This window comes from Serratia sp. 2C06, from assembly GCF_050037615.1.
Lineage (GTDB): Bacteria > Pseudomonadota > Gammaproteobacteria > Enterobacterales > Enterobacteriaceae > Serratia > Serratia ureilytica.
Genome location: NZ_CP188299.1, coordinates 2,750,502 through 2,768,160 on the forward strand (window position 1 = coordinate 2,750,502; position 17,659 = coordinate 2,768,160).

Annotated in this window: 13 protein-coding genes; 6 read left to right on the forward strand and 7 right to left on the reverse strand. The window is 47.7% G+C overall.

The window, feature by feature from the left end:
* Position 1 precedes the first annotated feature (1 nt).
* The 5 genes from ACP3TA_RS13585 to rfbD all read left to right on the forward strand — a co-directional run bounded on the left by ACP3TA_RS13585 (position 2) and on the right by rfbD (position 6,079).
* Complete coding sequence (locus ACP3TA_RS13585) at positions 2-1,426, forward strand: mannose-1-phosphate guanylyltransferase/mannose-6-phosphate isomerase (protein WP_033642473.1); 1,425 nt, start codon at positions 2-4, stop codon at positions 1,424-1,426.
* A gap of 1 nt (position 1,427) precedes the next feature.
* Positions 1,428-2,801, forward strand: a complete 1,374-nt coding sequence (cpsG, locus tag ACP3TA_RS13590; protein ID WP_103681966.1) for a phosphomannomutase CpsG — start codon at positions 1,428-1,430, stop codon at positions 2,799-2,801.
* A gap of 190 nt (positions 2,802-2,991) precedes the next feature.
* The gene (gene galE, locus ACP3TA_RS13595) at positions 2,992-4,005 is read left to right on the forward strand and encodes a UDP-glucose 4-epimerase GalE (RefSeq protein WP_033642475.1); all 1,014 of its coding nucleotides are present in this window, start codon (positions 2,992-2,994) and stop codon (positions 4,003-4,005) included.
* Positions 4,006-4,667: 662 nt separating this feature from the next.
* Positions 4,668-5,201, forward strand: a complete 534-nt coding sequence (gene rfbC / locus ACP3TA_RS13600; protein ID WP_033642476.1) for a dTDP-4-dehydrorhamnose 3,5-epimerase — start codon at positions 4,668-4,670, stop codon at positions 5,199-5,201.
* Positions 5,201-6,079 (forward strand): dTDP-4-dehydrorhamnose reductase, encoded by an 879-nt coding sequence (rfbD, locus tag ACP3TA_RS13605; protein ID WP_033642477.1) that lies wholly within the window; start codon positions 5,201-5,203, stop codon positions 6,077-6,079. Before rfbC ends, rfbD begins: the two co-directional genes overlap by 1 nt.
* A gap of 88 nt (positions 6,080-6,167) precedes the next feature.
* On the opposite strand, the gene ACP3TA_RS13610 is transcribed toward rfbD, so the two are convergent.
* The 7 genes from ACP3TA_RS13610 to ACP3TA_RS13640 all read right to left on the reverse strand — a co-directional run bounded on the left by ACP3TA_RS13610 (position 6,168) and on the right by ACP3TA_RS13640 (position 15,191).
* The gene (locus tag ACP3TA_RS13610) at positions 6,168-6,992 is read right to left on the reverse strand and encodes a glycosyltransferase (RefSeq protein WP_094143002.1); all 825 of its coding nucleotides are present in this window, start codon (positions 6,990-6,992) and stop codon (positions 6,168-6,170) included.
* Positions 6,973-8,058 carry a glycosyltransferase gene (locus ACP3TA_RS13615; RefSeq protein ID WP_206196199.1) on the reverse strand — a complete coding sequence of 362 codons (1,086 nt, stop codon included), beginning with the start codon at positions 8,056-8,058 and terminating at the stop codon, positions 6,973-6,975. The genes ACP3TA_RS13610 and ACP3TA_RS13615 overlap by 20 nt, the downstream gene beginning before the upstream one ends.
* The gene (wecB, locus tag ACP3TA_RS13620; protein WP_206196200.1) at positions 8,055-9,167 is read right to left on the reverse strand and encodes a non-hydrolyzing UDP-N-acetylglucosamine 2-epimerase; all 1,113 of its coding nucleotides are present in this window, start codon (positions 9,165-9,167) and stop codon (positions 8,055-8,057) included. Before wecB ends, ACP3TA_RS13615 begins: the two co-directional genes overlap by 4 nt.
* 69 nt (positions 9,168-9,236) lie before the next feature.
* Positions 9,237-10,289: a glycosyltransferase family 4 protein gene (locus ACP3TA_RS13625; RefSeq protein ID WP_033642480.1), complete on the reverse strand. Its 1,053-nt coding sequence runs from the start codon at positions 10,287-10,289 to the stop codon at positions 9,237-9,239.
* Positions 10,279-13,044 carry a glycosyltransferase family 4 protein gene (locus ACP3TA_RS13630; protein ID WP_197665208.1) on the reverse strand — a complete coding sequence of 922 codons (2,766 nt, stop codon included), beginning with the start codon at positions 13,042-13,044 and terminating at the stop codon, positions 10,279-10,281. Before ACP3TA_RS13630 ends, ACP3TA_RS13625 begins: the two co-directional genes overlap by 11 nt.
* Positions 13,037-14,374: an ABC transporter ATP-binding protein gene (locus ACP3TA_RS13635; RefSeq protein ID WP_047572109.1), complete on the reverse strand. Its 1,338-nt coding sequence runs from the start codon at positions 14,372-14,374 to the stop codon at positions 13,037-13,039. Before ACP3TA_RS13635 ends, ACP3TA_RS13630 begins: the two co-directional genes overlap by 8 nt.
* The gene (locus tag ACP3TA_RS13640) at positions 14,364-15,191 is read right to left on the reverse strand and encodes an ABC transporter permease (RefSeq protein WP_033642482.1); all 828 of its coding nucleotides are present in this window, start codon (positions 15,189-15,191) and stop codon (positions 14,364-14,366) included. Before ACP3TA_RS13640 ends, ACP3TA_RS13635 begins: the two co-directional genes overlap by 11 nt.
* A gap of 1,027 nt (positions 15,192-16,218) precedes the next feature.
* On the opposite strand from ACP3TA_RS13640, the gene gndA reads away from it, so the two are divergent.
* On the forward strand, positions 16,219-17,625 hold the full coding sequence (gene gndA / locus ACP3TA_RS13645) for an NADP-dependent phosphogluconate dehydrogenase (protein ID WP_004938815.1): 1,407 nt from the start codon (positions 16,219-16,221) through the stop codon (positions 17,623-17,625).
* Positions 17,626-17,659: the final 34 nt, after the last annotated feature.

Genomic DNA, 17,659 nt, shown 5'->3' on the forward strand with positions numbered 1-17,659 from the left:
AATGTCCAAACTAATTCCTGTGGTTATGGCCGGCGGTACTGGGAGTCGTCTATGGCCGATGTCGCGAGAATCGTTTCCTAAACAGTTTTTGTCTATTGATGACAGTGGTATAAGCCTGCTGCAACAGACGTTACAGCGTTTGTCAGGTCTGGCGGGCATTGAGGTTGCCGCCCCTCTGGTCATCTGTAACGAGGAACATCGTTTTTTAGTTGCCGAACAATTACGTGAAATTGGACAATTAGCGACCAATATTATTTTAGAGCCCGTAGGGCGTAATACCGCGCCGGCAGTGGCGCTAGCCGCTCATCTTGCTGCTGAGGAAGACGAAGACAGTATGCTTCTGGTGTTGGCAGCAGACCATCTGATCACCAAAGTGGATAATTTTCACGCGGCTATCCAGACTGCTATCTCGTTTGCAGACAATAACCAGCTGGTCACGTTTGGCATTATTCCTGAGCACCCTGAAACAGGCTACGGCTACATTAAGCGTGGTGAACACCTTTCCAATGCGTGTTTCAAAGTTGATTCGTTTGTTGAAAAGCCTCGTTTGGAGAAAGCGATCGAATACCTTGCCTGTGGTGATTACAGCTGGAACAGCGGCATGTTCATGTTCAAGACCGCCAAGTTCCTGCAGGAACTGCGGCAGTTTAGTCCTGAAATTTTCAGCACAACGCAGCAGTCTGTGATCAACAGTCAGCGCGACATGAATTTTATTCGGGTTGAGCAAGACATCTTCAAACATTGTCCGAGTGACTCCATCGACTATGCGGTGATGGAAAAGACGCAAGATGCGGTGGTGATTCCTATCGATGCGGGATGGAGCGACGTCGGCTCCTGGTCCTCGTTGTGGGAAGTATCAAAGAAAGATCATATGGGTAATGTCAACGTGGGTGAAATTATCTCGATCGATTCTAATGATAACTACATTTCCTCTGAGTCCGCGCTGGTGGCGACCATCGGGTTGGAAAACCTTGTTGTGGTCAACACCAGTGATGCTCTACTGATCGCTCACAAAGACAAAGTGCAGGATGTTAAGAAAGTCGTTGATGAGCTTAAAAAGCGCAATCTCCATCATTTCCGCAAGCATTCATCGTCATACCGACCTTGGGGAAAAATTAGCGAGATCGATAACGGTAATTACTACCAAGTAAAAAAAATTGTAGTACGTCCATCCGAAGGTTTGTCTGTGCAAAGACATCATCATCGTTCCGAGTATTGGGTTGTTGTTAGCGGAACAGCTAAGGTTAGAGTGGATGATAAAGAGTTCTATCTCTCTGAAAATCAATCGACTTTCATTCCCTCTGGCTGTATCCATACGCTTGAAAACCCTGGAAAGATTGATTTGGAGATGATTGAGGTCAGGTCTGGTCAGTATTTGGGGGATGACGATATTGAACGACTGCATGACCGTTATGGAAGAAAATAACATGGAAAAATTAACGTGTTTTAAAGCTTATGACATTCGGGGAAAACTGGGTGAAGAGCTGAATGAGGACATCGCGTATCGTATTGGACGCGCCTACGGCGAGTTTTTGAAGCCCAGAAATATCGTGTTGGGAAGCGATGTGCGGTTAACCAGTGAAAGCCTGAAGCTGGCGTTGGCGAAAGGCTTGCAGGATGCGGGTACCGATGTTATCGACATCGGCTTAACCGGCACCGAAGAAATCTATTTTGCCACGACTTATTTGAAAACGGATGGTGGCGTGGAAGTGACCGCCAGCCATAACCCTATTGATTACAACGGCATGAAGTTGGTGCGTGAAGGATCCCGCCCAATTAGCGGCGATACCGGATTACGAGCGATCCAAGAACTGGCGGAGAAAAATCAGTTTCAGGCGCCGGCTGCAACGCGCGGTAGCTATGTTCGCCAGGACGTATTAGGGGCTTATGTAGAGCACATTCTGTCCTACGTCGACGTGAACAACTTCAAGCCATTGAAGCTAGTGATCAACTCGGGCAACGGTGCGGCAGGGCATGTGATCGATGCTATTGAGGCGCAATTGAAGGCGCGGGGTGTGCCGCTGGAGTTTATCAAGGTGCATCACCAGCCGGACGGCTCTTTCCCTAACGGTATTCCCAACCCATTGCTGCCTGAGTGTCGTGCGGATACCGCCGATGCGGTGCGTGAGCATGGCGCTGATATGGGCATTGCGTTCGACGGCGATTTCGATCGCTGCTTCCTGTTCGATGAAAAAGGCGATTTCATTGAGGGCTATTATATCGTCGGCTTGCTGGCGGAGGCCTTCTTGCAGAAACAGCCGGGCGCGAAGATCATCCACGATCCACGCCTGAGTTGGAACACCGTCGATGTGGTCACCGATGCCGGGGGCGTACCTGTGATGTCGAAAACCGGCCATGCTTTCATTAAAGAACGCATGCGTGCGGAAGACGCCATTTATGGTGGAGAGATGAGCGCTCACCACTATTTCCGTGATTTTGCTTATTGTGACAGTGGCATGATCCCATGGCTGCTGGTCGCTGAGCTGGTCAGTGTGAAGGGACAAACGCTGGGACAACTGGTACAGGATCGCATTGCCGCCTACCCGTCTTCCGGTGAGATCAATATCAAGCTGGCTCAGCCTGCCGTGTCCATTGAAAGCGTTAAACAACACTATTTACCGCATGCCGATGAGGTGGACTACACCGATGGCATCAGCATGGCGTTCGCAGGCTGGCGTTTCAATCTGCGTTCTTCTAATACGGAACCGGTGGTGCGTCTTAATGTCGAATCGCGTGCCGATGTTGCGCTGATGCAAGAGAAAACTGACGAAATTTTGGCGCTGCTGGCCGCAGGAGCGTAATGTTTGTTTTGAAGGGTTGTGATAAGTCAGTGACGAGAGCGGTTTTACCGCTCTCGCTTCATGCCGTATTCAGAGAGCGGTATGATGTCTTTAGGGGAGGCGATGCAAGCCTGTTTAGGCGGCTTGGTAAGAGGCTTTCTTACAGAACGAAGAGATATTTTTCGGTACATCCGGAGTATAAGGGGTTGGAATGACAATTTTAGTCACCGGCGGCACGGGTTACATTGGTTCTCACACCGTTTTATCTCTGTTGGAACGAGGCGAAGATGTGGTGGTGTTGGACAATCTGTCGAACTCGTCTGCGGAATCGTTGCACCGTGTGGAAAAGCTGACGGGGAAAGCGGCGGTGTTCTATCAAGGCGATGTCCAGGATGAGGAATGCCTGCATCGGATCTTTGAAGCGCACCCGATTACGGCCGTCATTCACTTCGCTGGTCTTAAGGCGGTAGGGGAATCTACGCGTAAGCCGCTGGAATACTACCAGAATAACGTCACCGGAACACTGGTGTTGCTGGACGCTATGCGCCGTGCCCGCGTTCATGCGTTTATCTTCAGTTCGTCCGCCACCGTTTATGGTGCCAACTCGCCGGTGCCCTACGTCGAGACTACGCCAATCGGTGGCACGACCAGCCCTTATGGCACGTCTAAGCTGATGGTGGAGCAGATTCTGCAGGATTTTGCTAAGGCTGAGCCGCAATTTTCGATTATTGCTTTACGCTACTTTAACCCGGTTGGAGCCCATGAATCGGGCTTGATCGGCGAAGATCCGAACGGTATTCCCAATAACCTGCTGCCTTACATCTCGCAGGTAGCGATCGGTAAGTTAGATAAACTGGGGATTTTCGGTGGGGATTATCCGACGAAAGACGGTACGGGTGAGCGTGACTACATTCATGTCATGGATCTGGCCGAAGGCCATCTGAAAGCGATGGATCATCTGCCGAAGATCAATGGGTTTAAGGCCTACAACCTGGGGGCTGGCGTAGGGCATTCTGTACTGGCGATGGTTCAGGCGTTTGAGAAAGCGTCAGGCGTAACGATCCCCTATCAAATTTTGCCACGTCGCGAAGGCGATCTACCCGCGTTTTGGGCGAATGCCGATCTGGCTTACCAAGAGTTGGGGTGGAAAGTTAACCGGGGTCTCGATGACATGATGCGTGACACCTGGAATTGGCAGAAGAAAAACCCGCAGGGCTACCGTTAAGCATATCTGTTACCGGCGCTCAGAGAGGCGTTAGGCCAGCTGCAAGACAATCGAAAGCCAAGAGTGTGAGACTACCTATCGACGAGGGCTGATCACCCTCGTTTTTATGGGCTTTATCTGATAATAATCAGTACTTCCTTATGAAAAATCCGTGCTATCAGATTATACTGGTGCCATTGAAGATACTTTGTTGGGACGATATGTCGTTATGGCATAAAACCGCAGGGTATTGATGGTCACGGTATCTGGTGTGTGAATATGAGATGTTCCCTCCTGGAAATGCCTTGTTGAAGATCTGTTGAGAGAGACAAGAGCAGCGAGTATGTTAGCCTATCAGGCTTGTGAAGCGATAAACTCCACCATTTCTCTTACTTTGCATCAGTAAGGTACACTGAAGTTTTGCGCTAATGGTAGTGAGTATCAAGCCGTTGAGAGGAAGACGCTGTGGTTGGTCACGGATTTTATCAATCGTTTACCTCAAAATGATGCTTCCTGGCTCCCTTGTTTGCCTCTGTTCTCATGTTGTTAACAGGTGGCGATAAGGAGGATTAGGCTTTGTTTACGTTTTTCGCCATCGCGCCAATAAAGCTAAGATGTTGTAAGTGACTGTATTTTGCGAGAATTTTTGAGCACAAATTCTCGCGTCTTATGAGGTACGCAGAATGCAGGTTATCGATACTAAAATCGATGGAGTCAAAGTCATTCAACCAACGGTATTTAGTGATACTCGCGGTTTTTTTATGGAAACGTTCGAGAAGCGTCGCTTTCAAGACATGCTGGATATTGATTTGGACTTCGTCCAAGACAATTATTCACGCTCTTCTCGGGGGGTTTTGCGCGGACTGCACTATCAAGATATCAAGCCGCAAGGCAAGTTGGTTCGTGTGGTGCGAGGCGAAGTTTATGATGTTGCTGTAGATATTCGCCCAGACTCACCCACATTTGGCAAGTGGGAAGGCATTGTGCTATCGGAAGAGAACAAAACTCAGCTTTGGATCCCGCCAGGTTTGGCCCACGGTTTTGTCGTGCTCTCTGAGATCGCGGATTTTGAATATAAGTGCACGGATTACTATTCGCCAGAACATGAAAGGTGCCTGATGTGGAATGATCCCGATGTCGGCGTGGCCTGGCCTGTTCGGCACCCTGTTTTGTCGGAAAAGGACAAGAACGGCAAATTTCTCAGAGAACTGATTTAATGAGAGTTCTTTTAACCGGGGCTAAAGGGCAGGTCGGGCGCTGTTTTATCGATCGGGTACCCGCCGATTGGGTTATTTTAGCGGCCGACCGCAATACGATGGACATTTCCAAATTGGAGCAGGTTAAGGCCGTCGTCCAGGAGTTTAAACCGACGGCGATCATAAATGCTGCAGCCTATACCGCCGTTGATAAAGCGGAACAAGATTGCGAGGCTGCGTTGTTAGCCAACGTTGTGGGCCCAGCCAATTTGGCCTTGGTTGCAAAGGCAATGGATTGCCGACTGCTTCATATTTCTACAGATTATGTTTTTGATGGCCTGGGCAAGCTTCCCTACAATGAGTTGGCTGGTACCCGCCCACTGTGCATTTACGGGAAAACCAAGCGTGATGGCGAATTGGCCATCGTATCAGAAATGCAAGATGCGATAATTCTTCGCACTTCTTGGGTTTTCAGTGAATATGGCGAAAATTTCGTTAAAACCATGCTGAGGCTTGCTCGGCAACGTGAATCTCTTGATATCGTAGCCGATCAACGCGGTTGCCCGACATATGCGGGGGACATCGCAGACGCGATGATAAAAATGTTGCTTTGTGAGGTTCAGGGAGGGATTTATCACTTCTGCGGGGATGAAGAGGTCTGCTGGAGTGAGTTTGCGGAGCACATATTTAAAGTTGCTGCGGAGATGGGGGCGATTTCTCGCATGCCAAAGGTCAGTAAAATAACATCAGAACAATATGTGACTTTGGCTAAACGTCCTAAATATTCAACCTTGAGTTGCAATAAAATCAATGAGATAGGTATTCCTGCTTCCAATTGGCAGTCAGCCCTGGAATACGTGATTTCTCGATTGAGAAAAATGGGTTACTTACAAGAGTAATGTCGGCACCGTGTGGGTGAGCATGATGTATTTTGTTATTTTCATGCTCACCCGACAGTAATTGGCGCATAGCTTATTCGCTATGGAGTTACCAAATTTTCCAGCCGTGAATATTAAAGAAAGTAATCATTGAACGTGAAAATAGCTTAATATGCGCCCAGCCTTTTCGCGCCGCATGGCCACCGTAATGCACGACTTTGACATCAGGGACATAGGCTATTCTGGTAATTTTTGCCGTACGGATGCTGAGATCGAAATCTTCGAAATAAAGAAAGAATTTAGGATTGAATCCGGATAATTCTTTCAGTACGTTGTAGCGGAAAAACATAAAGCAGCCACTCACGATAGGCGGATCGAAATAAACATCGTGAGGCGTTAGCGTATCAGCCATTTCATAGCGTCGAAGATAACTTTTGAAAAAACGCTTTCCTTTAACCGAGGCAAAGAAACGCAATAAATATACAAATACAGAAGGGTATCGCTTACACAAATATTGTGTTTCCCCGCTCCCCCAGGTTGCATACGGCGTAATTAAGCCACATTCAGGGTGAGCATCCATGAAGGAGAATGCATTCTCTAATGCATTTTTATCCATCTCTAAATCGGGGTTTAAAATAAGGGTGTATTTTGACTTAATAGCTAAGCTTAAATTATGTGACACTCCAAAGCCAGGATTGTCTGGTCGTGATATGTAATTTCCGGGAATAACGTCAAGGAACTCTTTAATTAGCGAAGTGACTGCAGGATCAGTAGTTGGCGAGTTATCAACAACCAATAAATAACAGTCGCGTGCTTTAAAAACGTTTGTCTCAACAAGTGCGGCAAGGGTTTTTCTTAAATCTACAAGATTCGGTTTGAAAATTACTAATGAGATTGTAAGAAATTTTTCATCTTCAATAGCCGGTAAAGACATGAGAGAATCGTCCACTCCATCTTGGGATGTCGTTTGGTTTTTTAGGTGAAGGAAAAACTAGCGTGTTGTCAGGTATAGTAATGCCTAGCGTTGTGTCAGAATTGTAGGCTTCTTCTTTGTGATGCCATAGCATCTCGCCAAATGGAGTCGATAGGATGGCTTTTCCTGCCAACCTGTATTCGTAGAACTTAACAGGATCGACATATTTAGTAATGTCGTTCTGCAAAAATGGAATAATCACATAATCAAATGTGGATATTTTTTTCATTACCTGGGGGTGTGGGATAGGGGGTTCCAGGATGATATTTTGAGGTAAGCTTTCCGGAATTCCGGTTTTTCTTGGCCCTACGAGGTTTATGATTGCTTCCGGATTTTTAGTGGCCAACTCGAACACCCACCTCCAGTCAAACCAGCTTGCGATTGTGCCGATATAGCCAAATGTGATTTTTTCATGCGATGCTTTCGGGATATGAATTTTCTGCATGTCATCTGAACACGCATTCAACACCAACTCAGTTTTGCTGGGGGCGATAGACGAAAATTTCTCAATTAAGGCATGACTTGAACAGAATATGCGGTCAACTTGTCTGGCGATTTCTTTTTCAAGATTAGCCGTGTTTTTCTTTGATAGGCCAGAATAAAACGAAGGGAAATCATCCATGGCGTCATACCACACTTGCCGCCATTTAAATTGCTTGATAAGCATGTTGGCCAGCAGACAGGGTTTGCCGATAACCAGAGTGGTATCTTCAGATATAAAATTCTTTATATCGTCAATAATTTTCTTTATTTTCCCTTGGTTGAGCAGCTTAAACAACGCAGGTATCGGCTCCACGGGGGCTACAAAACCCAACCGAGCCAGTTGCAGACCCTCTATCAAATCCAATCCTGCAGGTTCAGGGGCATGGCGGCCGGGGGTCAGATCGGCGAGGGTGGGAAAACGACTAGGATAAGGCTCAATCCACAAAAGTTCCTGGGTGGCATGGGTCAGCGCATATTTGGCGAAAAAATGAGGGCGCTGACTTATGCTCAACCAGGGAACAGCTGAAAGATAGACGATTTTCATTGGCATTGTTCAGTAAAGAAATTGCGGACGATACGGACGATACGCTGGCTGGACTCACCATCACCGTAAGGAGAGCTTCCTTTTGCCATTTCTTGATAGGCCTGAGGGCTATCAAGCAGCAAAGACGCTTCTCTTACGATGTCCGTTTGTTCCGTTCCGATTAATTTCACCACGCCTTCCGAGACGGCTTCTGGGCGCTCGGTATCACGACGTAAGACCAAAACGGGTTTGCCCAAGGCCGGAGCTTCTTCTTGCACGCCGCCAGAGTCGGAAAGAATCAGGTAGGCATTCTTCATGGCGGCAACGAAAGGGCCATAGTCAAATGGGCTGACCAGCTTAATTCTTTCGTGGTCTTTTAACAGACGATCCGTGACTTCGCGCACGTTTGGGTTGGGATGAACGGGGAAAAGAATATAGATATCACTATACTTTTCAATAAGTTCAAGAGCTGCGTTGCAGATATTGACAATAGGTTGGCCGAAGTTCTCTCTGCGATGAGAAGTGATAAGAAGCATCCGGGCGTCTTGGGGAATATCGACGCCGATATCAAACGTCTTTTGTGCGGTCGTCAGCAAGGCATCAATCACGGTGTTTCCCGTAACGTGAATATGCTCTGCAGGAATGCCTTCGCGCAAGAGGTTGCTTTTAGATACTTCAGTCGGAGCAAAATGCAAGCGTGCTAAATGTCCGGCAAGAATACGGTTTGCTTCTTCAGGAAAAGGTGAATAGAGGTCGTGTGTACGCAGCCCCGCCTCGAGATGAGCGAAAGGCACTTTCTTGTAGAAACAGGCCAGTGACGTCACGAAGACGGTCGTCGTATCGCCTTGTGCGATAACCAAATCCGGTGCTGCCTCTTCGAGAGTTCGGTCGATGCTGGTCATCAGGCGCGCGGTCAACTCTGGCAATGTTTGCCCAGGTGTCATGACATTAAGATCATAATCGGCTTCAATTTCGAAAAGTTGGAAAGCCTGATCCAACAGGTCTCGGTGTTGGGCCGTCGCCAATACGCAAACGTCGAATTCACCGGAGGCATGAAGTGCCTTGATCACCGGCGCCATTTTTATCGCTTCCGGACGAGTACCCACAACGCACATAATTTTCTTTAACATGGTTGTCTCAATAATTAATATCCCCATACTGACGATAAAAATCGGTATGGGGAGGTGGTAATCGAATAGCTATTCGGTTCTGCGTAGCAATTCGTCCCAATCGTTCATAAAGGCATGGGCGGAAAATTTTTCTTTCAGAGCGGCAAGTGATGCTTTAGATTGCGCATAATTGTCAGATATAGAGGCTATTTTTTCTGACAATTGGCGAGCATCATGCAACGAGTAAGTAAACTCATTTTCACGTGTGGCAACTAAATAGTTATGTGCTTCGATATTGGACAAAACAACGGGGACGTCTGCACAAATCGCTTCTGAAGCCGATAAGCCAAATGATTCTCCGGTTGATGGCGACACAAAAATCCCGTTGGCTTGAGAGATCGCCAACAGCAGCTTGTCCACATTCAAGAATGGCACTGGCGGCAAGCATACGGTGTCGCCCACTAGATTTCTGCTCTCCAGCTCGGCGTTGGTGTTGATTTCAGAAGACTGCGGGCCGCACAGAACTAGCATGTATTTTTCCGCGTGTCGTTCTTTTAAAATAACGAATGCGTCCAGTAATTCAGTCAGGTTCTTTAGCTTGTCCATCCGTCCCAGGAAGAGAATAGGTCTTCTCGACCATGTTGGCAGAGAGGGAATCGCATGCGGTTCTTGAGAGACATGATCCCAAGGAACGAAATTACGCAGCAATAACAATGGACAGGCACTTTTGTGCAATTCAGGCTCTAGCTGCTTCATAAAGAACGCGGATGGGCACAATATTGCCGAACAACTGTCCGGAATTTTATTCAAGTAAGCCCTGTTTTCTTTATAGGCTGTATGGCATTCCGCAAAGTATTTCAATTTGTGCGTATGGCAAAATGTCAGAGCCGCAGGGAAATCAATGCAAAAAATGAGGCTGTAATTTTGCGTTAATAAATAATCGAAGTTGATGATTTTGACATCGACATTTTTACAGTCCGAGAGTGCGGCGGTGATCGCCTTCGCCGCACCGGAATCATGAGTAAAAAGAAGGTCAATCTGATAGGTGCCTATATCGTTTAATAAACGGGCACGGGTGAGCATGACTTTCTCAACACCGCCATGCGTCGCCCAAGGATAGATAAATGCTATTTTACGAAGCATATAACTCCCTAATTCCTTTTCTTTTCAGGGTGTTCAACTCCATTTCTTCGAATCGGGCTGCCCAAGTGGTTTCTTGCAAGAAGGTTTCCAACTCGTCAGAGTGGCGCTCGCTATTGATTGTTTTCTCAAACAGATCGACAACGTCGCTGCCGTCAGAGAAATAGGTCATCGGATAGCGTTTAATATGCTCAATGCCGGTCACTAGAGTTGGTAAGCCAAAATAGAGGTACTCATAAATTTTGATCGGATCTACCGCTTGAGCCAGCTCGCCACTTTTGAATGGAATTAGGCCGATCGACCATTCTTTGACATATTGATGAAGGTCTTTTGGCATTACTTTGCCCACCAGTGTGATGTTAGCAATATTTTTCGCTTTATTGACCACCCACTCAGGCTCACCGTAACCAATGATCTCGAAGTGATATTGTGGGAATTGTTCAGCTAATTTAAATACGATATCCCAGTCGAACCACGAGTCCGTTAGATGGCCGAAATAGCCCACTTTGTTGCCGTTGTCTTTCGCTATATTACGTGTATCGCCCAAGACCTTCTCGGAATAGCCATTACCGACTACTTCAATATCACTGCGAAGATAAGCAAATTTGTCACGCAGTGATGGAGCAACGCCACAGACGTAATCGCTTTGTAGAATGAGGGTTTCTTCAATCTCTTTCTGGTACCAAGGAGCTTGTCCGACCTTATGGAAGCATTCCCATTCATCCATAATGTCATAGATGATGTTGCAGCCTTGCGCTCTAAACTCATAGAGCGGAGTGAGGAAGACTTTCGCCGGCATCGTGATGACAAAGAACGCGGTTTTGTCATGCAGATGACACTGACGGGTGTATTTCACAAAATCATACAGCGGAACCTGATAGACATTGTTCCAGACTTGCGAACAACCTTTCGACAACGTTTCCTGTGGCGTCCATTGCCAGGCGATAAAGATAACCTGATAGCCTTTTTCCGAGAAATATTTTGCCGCGTTGATTGGCCGTTGGTTCACCAGCTCATCGAATTCGAAGCTGCATGGAATGAAGACGACTTTCTCTGATTGGTTTACCGCTGCGACCCAGTCTGGAATGTCTTCAGGGGCAGAGGTATCCGTCATCGCGCTATTGCAAGCGTGCTCGAAGTGTTTTTGAACGTAACGGTGCCGCTGGGTCTGTAGTTTTAGCCTGACAGACTCAGGCAGTCTCCAATAAAGAGTTTTGGCCAGTTCATAGCGTTTGTCCGCTCTGGTCAGTGATTGAACGGCAACCTGAACCAAATATCGAAGTTTTTGCCCTGCACTCGGTGCAACCGCGTGAGGCAAAGTTCTGAAATAGTCTTCTTGTTTTGCCGCTACCGATGTCAGGAGTTGTACTAACGATTTAACGTCATTCTGCAAAGAGAGATTCTGTTCTTCCAACGCAGCTAACTTGGCGATGACATCATTCCCTGAACTTGCTGCATTAGCATTAACAGGGGTGTCCAGGGGAGCCTGGCTCGCTTTATCTTCCATTTTGACGGTCTCTTTCACGCTATCATCATGAGCGTTGATCTTGATACTGTTGGCGATCAGTTGGTTTGCTAGCGTTTTAAATATAGCGACAGTAAAGGCATTCGCGATCAAAAAACTTTCGTTTTCCTGTGATGATGGTGCCTTACACAGCTGCTGGTAGAGTTGCAGCGAATCACCGTTGTCGTATCGCTCTTTGTCCGGGAGAACCATATTCTCGAGGATTTGGCTCCAACGGCCATCGCTCTGGTATTCAATAAGCAAGTCTGGGGGCAGGGGACGAGCGGTGGCAAATTGCTCTTGAAGCACATCTTCTTCGGCATTGGCCAGATTTCTGCCTGAGAAATTACAGTAAGCGGCATGTTTAAAGGTTTCATCGTCCAGAATGCCTTTAATGCCGTCGTAGCCAACCAGACACACCGGAAGCTGGCTAATGCCGGCTTCCAGTACTCCGCGGCCCATGCCGGCAAACCCCGCGTATTGCGGCATGACGGAAGGGATGTCACTGACAACGCCTTTGAAACCAACCCATTCGTTGAAGTTATTATCGCTAACGTAGGTTTTTATAGTGTCTTCATCACTACCGGTACCGTAAATATCAATACCATGAATCATTTGGCAGCGGCTGGCGAAGTCAATGAACTTCATAATCCCTGCGGATTTATCCTCATCCAGCCTGCTGGCGATAAGCCATCTTTTCTCAACAGTCTCATCCGTGATAGCGGGATGCGTTTGGGCGGTGTCTATCAGGTTAGGAACGATCATCACCGAGGGGTGGTCTATGATCTCCGCCAATTGATCCGCCGTTTCCTGCGAAACGCAAAATATGGTATGTAGCGTTTTGAGAAAATAAATGGCCAACGCCTGATTATAAATATTCCGAGTAAAATGCTGCAGCGACAGAGGGCCGTGCAATGTTAATAGCGACGGTATTTTTTCGCAGTCTGCGGCGATAACGGCAGGGAAAATGCAGTCAAAAGGATGCACATGAATGACATCGATGCCTTTTTCTTTGATAACCTGTCGTATCAGGTCTACGCCTTGAACGAGTTGTTCGATAGAGCCGTTGCTTAAATGAATATTTTCATGGCACGAGCTCAACCCGTCAGGGAGTAATGACGGGTCTGCGACAACGGCGTACATAAGATGAACCTGGTAACCGTGGGCGACCAGATCCTTTACCTGAGTGTTGATATAGGTTTCCAACCCACCGATTGAGTAATACTGAGTTATGATAAGTATTGATTTATTCATGCTCTCCTGACCACTTTTCGAGTGATAAAGAAACAGGCAATGCGGCAATACCTGACATTGTCGTGCGAGGCTCTATAACCTTAAGGACGATCACGTCGGTTTTCTTATCAAGATAGGACATATCGGCGTGGCTGATGGCGTTGGCGATAGCGAGTGAAATAAAATAGCTGCCTTCGCACAGTGCCAGGTCAAGTTCAAACGTTGCCCTAAGAACATCTCCGCCTTTGGCGTTATGCATATTCTTCTTATGGTATAAGGTGCTGGTGCCAAATACCGTAATACCTTCAACGGTCTTAATGACCAAGCCGGCTTGCAGCTCTTCTATCGGCCCAAATACGCTGATATCGAAGCTGATGATGGCTTTTTCACCTACGCGGAATAGATCGCAAGGCTGATCGTGGGCATCTTTGATGATCCAACTTTCAATAAGGGCACCGCTGGTCAGTTCGCTTTCAGCTTGTATCTCGGCTTGTTCCGCGATGGAGGCCTCATGGGCGGCGGCGACGCCGTCCTGGCTTTCTTTCAGGGGCGCGTTGATGGACTGATTGGTGTTTTTAGCAATGTTGTTCAGATAGCGCAGGTAAGTTTTTTCATCTGAGTACAGCAGGGCATGGTATTGGTCGATGATTTCTTTGGCACTGCCAATGGCTTCTACCCGGCCTTTTCGCAACAAAATGGCTCGCTGGCAAAACTTCTCCACGGTCGACGTGGAATGCGTCACCAGGATGATTGAACACCCTTGCGCGCGCAGCGATTCGATATAATCGAAGCATTTGCGTTGGAATTTCTCATCACCGACCGACAGCGCTTCGTCTACGATGAGCACTTCGGGCTTAATGCAAGCCTGAACGGCGAAGGCCAAACGCACATACATCCCGCTGGAGTAGGTTTTGACCGGCTGATCGATATGTTCGCCTATGTCGGCAAAGGCTTCGATCTCAGGGAATTTCTGTTCCATTTCACTGTGCGTCATACCAAGAATGATGCCGCTCAGATAAACGTTTTCACGGCCGGTAAACTCAGGATTGAAGCCAGCGCCGAGTTCCAGCAGCGCAGCCAGTTTGCCATTGACCTCAACGCTGCCCGAGGTGGCTGTCAAGGTGCCGGCAATAATTTGCAGCAGGGTACTTTTGCCTTCGCCATTACGGCCCAAAATGCCAAGCGTTTCACCGCGCTTAACGTCAAAAGAAACGCCGTTTAGCGCCCAGAACTCTTTGAAGAATGTACGGCGGCCTAAAGAAAGCATTTGGTACAAACGATGCTTAGGATTTGCATACATTTCAAAGCGTTTCGAAATATTTTTGACTGAAATTGCGAATTCAGATGACATCAGCAAACCCTTTACGCGTGAACATAAACCAACCATAACCTAACAGCATGATGACGAAAGAGATAAGGGTGTAAATGCCCCAGCTCCCCCAGGCGATATTTTTGCCCAGCATCATGCAATCCCTCGCTTGCTCAATGACATAAGTCAATGGACTGAGTTGCATGAAGATGTGATATGCGTCAGGCAACATGGAGATCGGATAGAAGATCGGCGAAAGATACATCAGAATCATGGTAAGCACGCCAATAACCTGAGCGATATCTTTCAAGTAAACGCCAAGCGAAGAAAGGAACCAGGATACGCCCAGAACCATCATAAGGAACGGTGCGATGATGACGGGTAGCCATAGAATGTGCCACGTAGGGATCCCTACGATAGCGACATAGAACAGCAACCAAACGACGAAGTTAATCACCATTTGGAATAAAGCTGTGCAGAGTGAAACAATGGGGAGTGTTTCAACCGGGAAGACAACCTTTTTGACGTAGTTGACGTTACTGACGATCAAATAGGGAGCGCGGTTAATGCATTCAGAAAAAAGCCCGAAGAAAATCAAACCGATGAATAATGCTAACGCAAATTCTCCTTTGGAATCGACTCCAGCACTCCAGCGAATTTTGAATACAACGCTGAAAACGAAGGTATAAATCACCATCATCAATACTGGGTTAATAAACGACCAAAGAAGCCCGATAAATGACCCTTTGTATTTACTGCCGATTTCCCGTTTAGAAAGTGAAATAACAAGATTCTTATTGGTGGCAAGTGTATGAAGACACCGATAAAAAGTCTTAACAAGAATAGAGAAAATATTCATTTAACACCTAGGCTATTGATTAACTTTTTTGACGTCATGGTTTAACTTTCTTCGCAATATAATCATGTAGAACGGATGCGTTATTGATATGACGGAGGGTGTGAAAATAGCTATAGGGCTAAACACACGTTTCCGTAAGCACTCCATGGAAAATACGCCAACATTTTCTCTCGGAGATTTTCACATCGTAAACAGAATCTGTTTCATTCCCGCGCAACCTGCATGGTATTACCGCGGGCTATTGTCCAGCGTGTTTCTATCTTACTGTAATGCCGGGGAACATATTAGTGATATATAAGATTTTCTTCTGTTTTTCGATGCGTTCACTTCGGCAAAAAAACACCGCATTTCTCGATGAAACAGAAGTGAACACTGAATTCCCTGCATACAGATTGCCTGATTTTTAGGCTGGACATTGCTCTGCATAAGCGTTTTCAGCCTAAAAAAGCACGCTACCGCCCTTGGTAAGCGAGAACCAATAGAGGGTGGGGTTGTCAGTTTTCATTTATATGCTGAAACTATTTTCAGCAAAAATAGGCTAGAAAACCTTTATTATCCTACCACCAAATCACTTGTAATGCCTCTGGATTTTCAGGGTTTCAGTCTGTTCCTAGTAACCAGTGGTGACATATTCAAATGAGATATGTGCAATTGCTAGGAATTGTAGGATTACAGGCCAAAATGCAAGCGTGGCGCGTCATTGGATGGTTTCTTCCGAGGGTATGGAGCAGGTTCGGCGATGCGGTATCCTCATCTTGGTCCACATATTCTGGTTGATTTTTAACCGTTGACATGATGCGGCAGACCGCACATCCGAACCTTTTCTTTTCTGCAATGTTACCGGTAATGTAGCAATGAGCTCAGGGCGTATACAGAACTGCCAACTGTGCGTGATTTTGTAAAGATTGTTATGGCTGCGATAGGTACATGCTTAGGAATAATCATGTACAATAAAGCAATGCATCCCTACTATGTTGTATAACTATATGATTACAATGTAGTAATTATCTCAGACAGGAGTTCCTAAATGTCCAAGCAACAAATCGGCGTTGTCGGCATGGCGGTAATGGGCCGCAACCTCGCGCTGAACATCGAGAGCCGTGGTTACACCGTTTCCATTTTCAACCGTTCTGGCGACAAGACTGACGAAGTGATCGCTGAGAACCCGGGCAAAAACCTGGCGCCGTATTACACCGTTGAAGAGTTTGTTGAATCGCTGGAAAAACCACGCCGCATCCTGCTGATGGTGAAAGCGGGCGAAGCGACGGATAAAACCATTGCCTCGCTGACTCCGCACCTGGACAAGGGCGATATCCTGATCGATGGCGGCAACACCTACTATCAGGACACCATCCGTCGTAACCGCGAACTGTCCGACCAGGGCTTCAATTTCATCGGCACCGGCGTTTCCGGCGGTGAAGAGGGCGCGCTGAAAGGGCCTTCCATCATGCCTGGCGGCCAGAAAGAAGCTTACGAGCTGGTAGCGCCGATCCTGGAGAAAATCGCTGCGGTTGCGGAAGGCGAGCCTTGCGTGACTTATATCGGCGCTGACGGTGCTGGCCACTATGTGAAGATGGTGCACAACGGCATCGAATACGGCGACATGCAGCTGATTGCCGAAGCCTATTCTCTGCTGAAGCAGGCGCTGAACCTGAGCAACGAGCAGCTGGCCGAAACCTTCGCCGAGTGGAACAAGGGTGAGCTGAACAGCTACCTGATCGACATCACCAAAGACATCTTCACCAAGAAAGACGAAGAGGGTAAATACCTGGTCGATGTGATCCTGGACGAAGCCGCCAACAAAGGCACCGGCAAGTGGACCAGCCAGAGCTCGCTGGATCTGGGCGAACCGCTGTCGCTGATCACCGAATCGGTGTTCGCACGCTACCTGTCCTCGCTGAAAGATCAGCGCGTTGCCGCGTCTAAAGTGCTGACCGGGCCGAAAGTGGCGCCGTTCACCGGCGACAAAGCCGAGTTCATCGAGAAAGTGCGCCGCGCGCTGTATTTGGGCAAGATCGTATCCTACGCGCAGGGCTTCTCTCAGCTGAAAGCCGCGTCCAAAGAAAACAACTGGGATCTGCACTACGGCGAAATCGCCAAGATCTTCCGCGCCGGTTGCATCATCCGTGCCCAGTTCCTGCAGAAGATCACCGACGCTTACGCAGCGGATGCCGATATCGCCAACCTGCTGCTGGCGCCATACTTCAAGCAAATTGCCGACGAGTACCAGCAGGCGCTGCGCGACGTGGTGGCCTATGCCGTGCAGAACGGTATCCCTACGCCAACCTTCTCCGCCGCGATCGCTTACTACGACAGCTACCGTTCAGCGGTGCTGCCGGCTAACCTGATCCAGGCGCAGCGCGACTATTTCGGTGCGCACACCTACAAACGCATCGACAAGGAAGGCGTGTTCCATACCGAATGGATGGAATAAGCCCACTCGTTGAGCGATAAAAAAAGCCGCCGAG

Bases quoted from the DNA above. Each gene is read 5' to 3' on its own strand.
- cpsG (WP_103681966.1), top strand. From the start codon at position 1,428: ATGGAAAAATTAACGTGTTTTAAAGCTTATGACATTCGGGGAAAACTG.
- ACP3TA_RS13640 (WP_033642482.1), bottom strand. From the start codon at position 15,191: ATGAATATTTTCTCTATTCTTGTTAAGACTTTTTATCGGTGTCTTCAT.
- rfbD (WP_033642477.1), top strand. From the start codon at position 5,201: ATGAGAGTTCTTTTAACCGGGGCTAAAGGGCAGGTCGGGCGCTGTTTT.
- ACP3TA_RS13585 (WP_033642473.1), top strand. From the start codon at position 2: ATGTCCAAACTAATTCCTGTGGTTATGGCCGGCGGTACTGGGAGTCGT.
- gndA (WP_004938815.1), top strand. From the start codon at position 16,219: ATGTCCAAGCAACAAATCGGCGTTGTCGGCATGGCGGTAATGGGCCGC.
- ACP3TA_RS13610 (WP_094143002.1), bottom strand. From the start codon at position 6,992: ATGTCTTTACCGGCTATTGAAGATGAAAAATTTCTTACAATCTCATTA.
- wecB (WP_206196200.1), bottom strand. From the start codon at position 9,167: ATGTTAAAGAAAATTATGTGCGTTGTGGGTACTCGTCCGGAAGCGATA.
- ACP3TA_RS13615 (WP_206196199.1), bottom strand. From the start codon at position 8,058: ATGAAAATCGTCTATCTTTCAGCTGTTCCCTGGTTGAGCATAAGTCAG.
- rfbC (WP_033642476.1), top strand. From the start codon at position 4,668: ATGCAGGTTATCGATACTAAAATCGATGGAGTCAAAGTCATTCAACCA.
- ACP3TA_RS13635 (WP_047572109.1), bottom strand. From the start codon at position 14,374: ATGTCATCTGAATTCGCAATTTCAGTCAAAAATATTTCGAAACGCTTT.
- ACP3TA_RS13630 (WP_197665208.1), bottom strand. From the start codon at position 13,044: ATGAATAAATCAATACTTATCATAACTCAGTATTACTCAATCGGTGGG.
- galE (WP_033642475.1), top strand. From the start codon at position 2,992: ATGACAATTTTAGTCACCGGCGGCACGGGTTACATTGGTTCTCACACC.
- ACP3TA_RS13625 (WP_033642480.1), bottom strand. From the start codon at position 10,289: ATGCTTCGTAAAATAGCATTTATCTATCCTTGGGCGACGCATGGCGGT.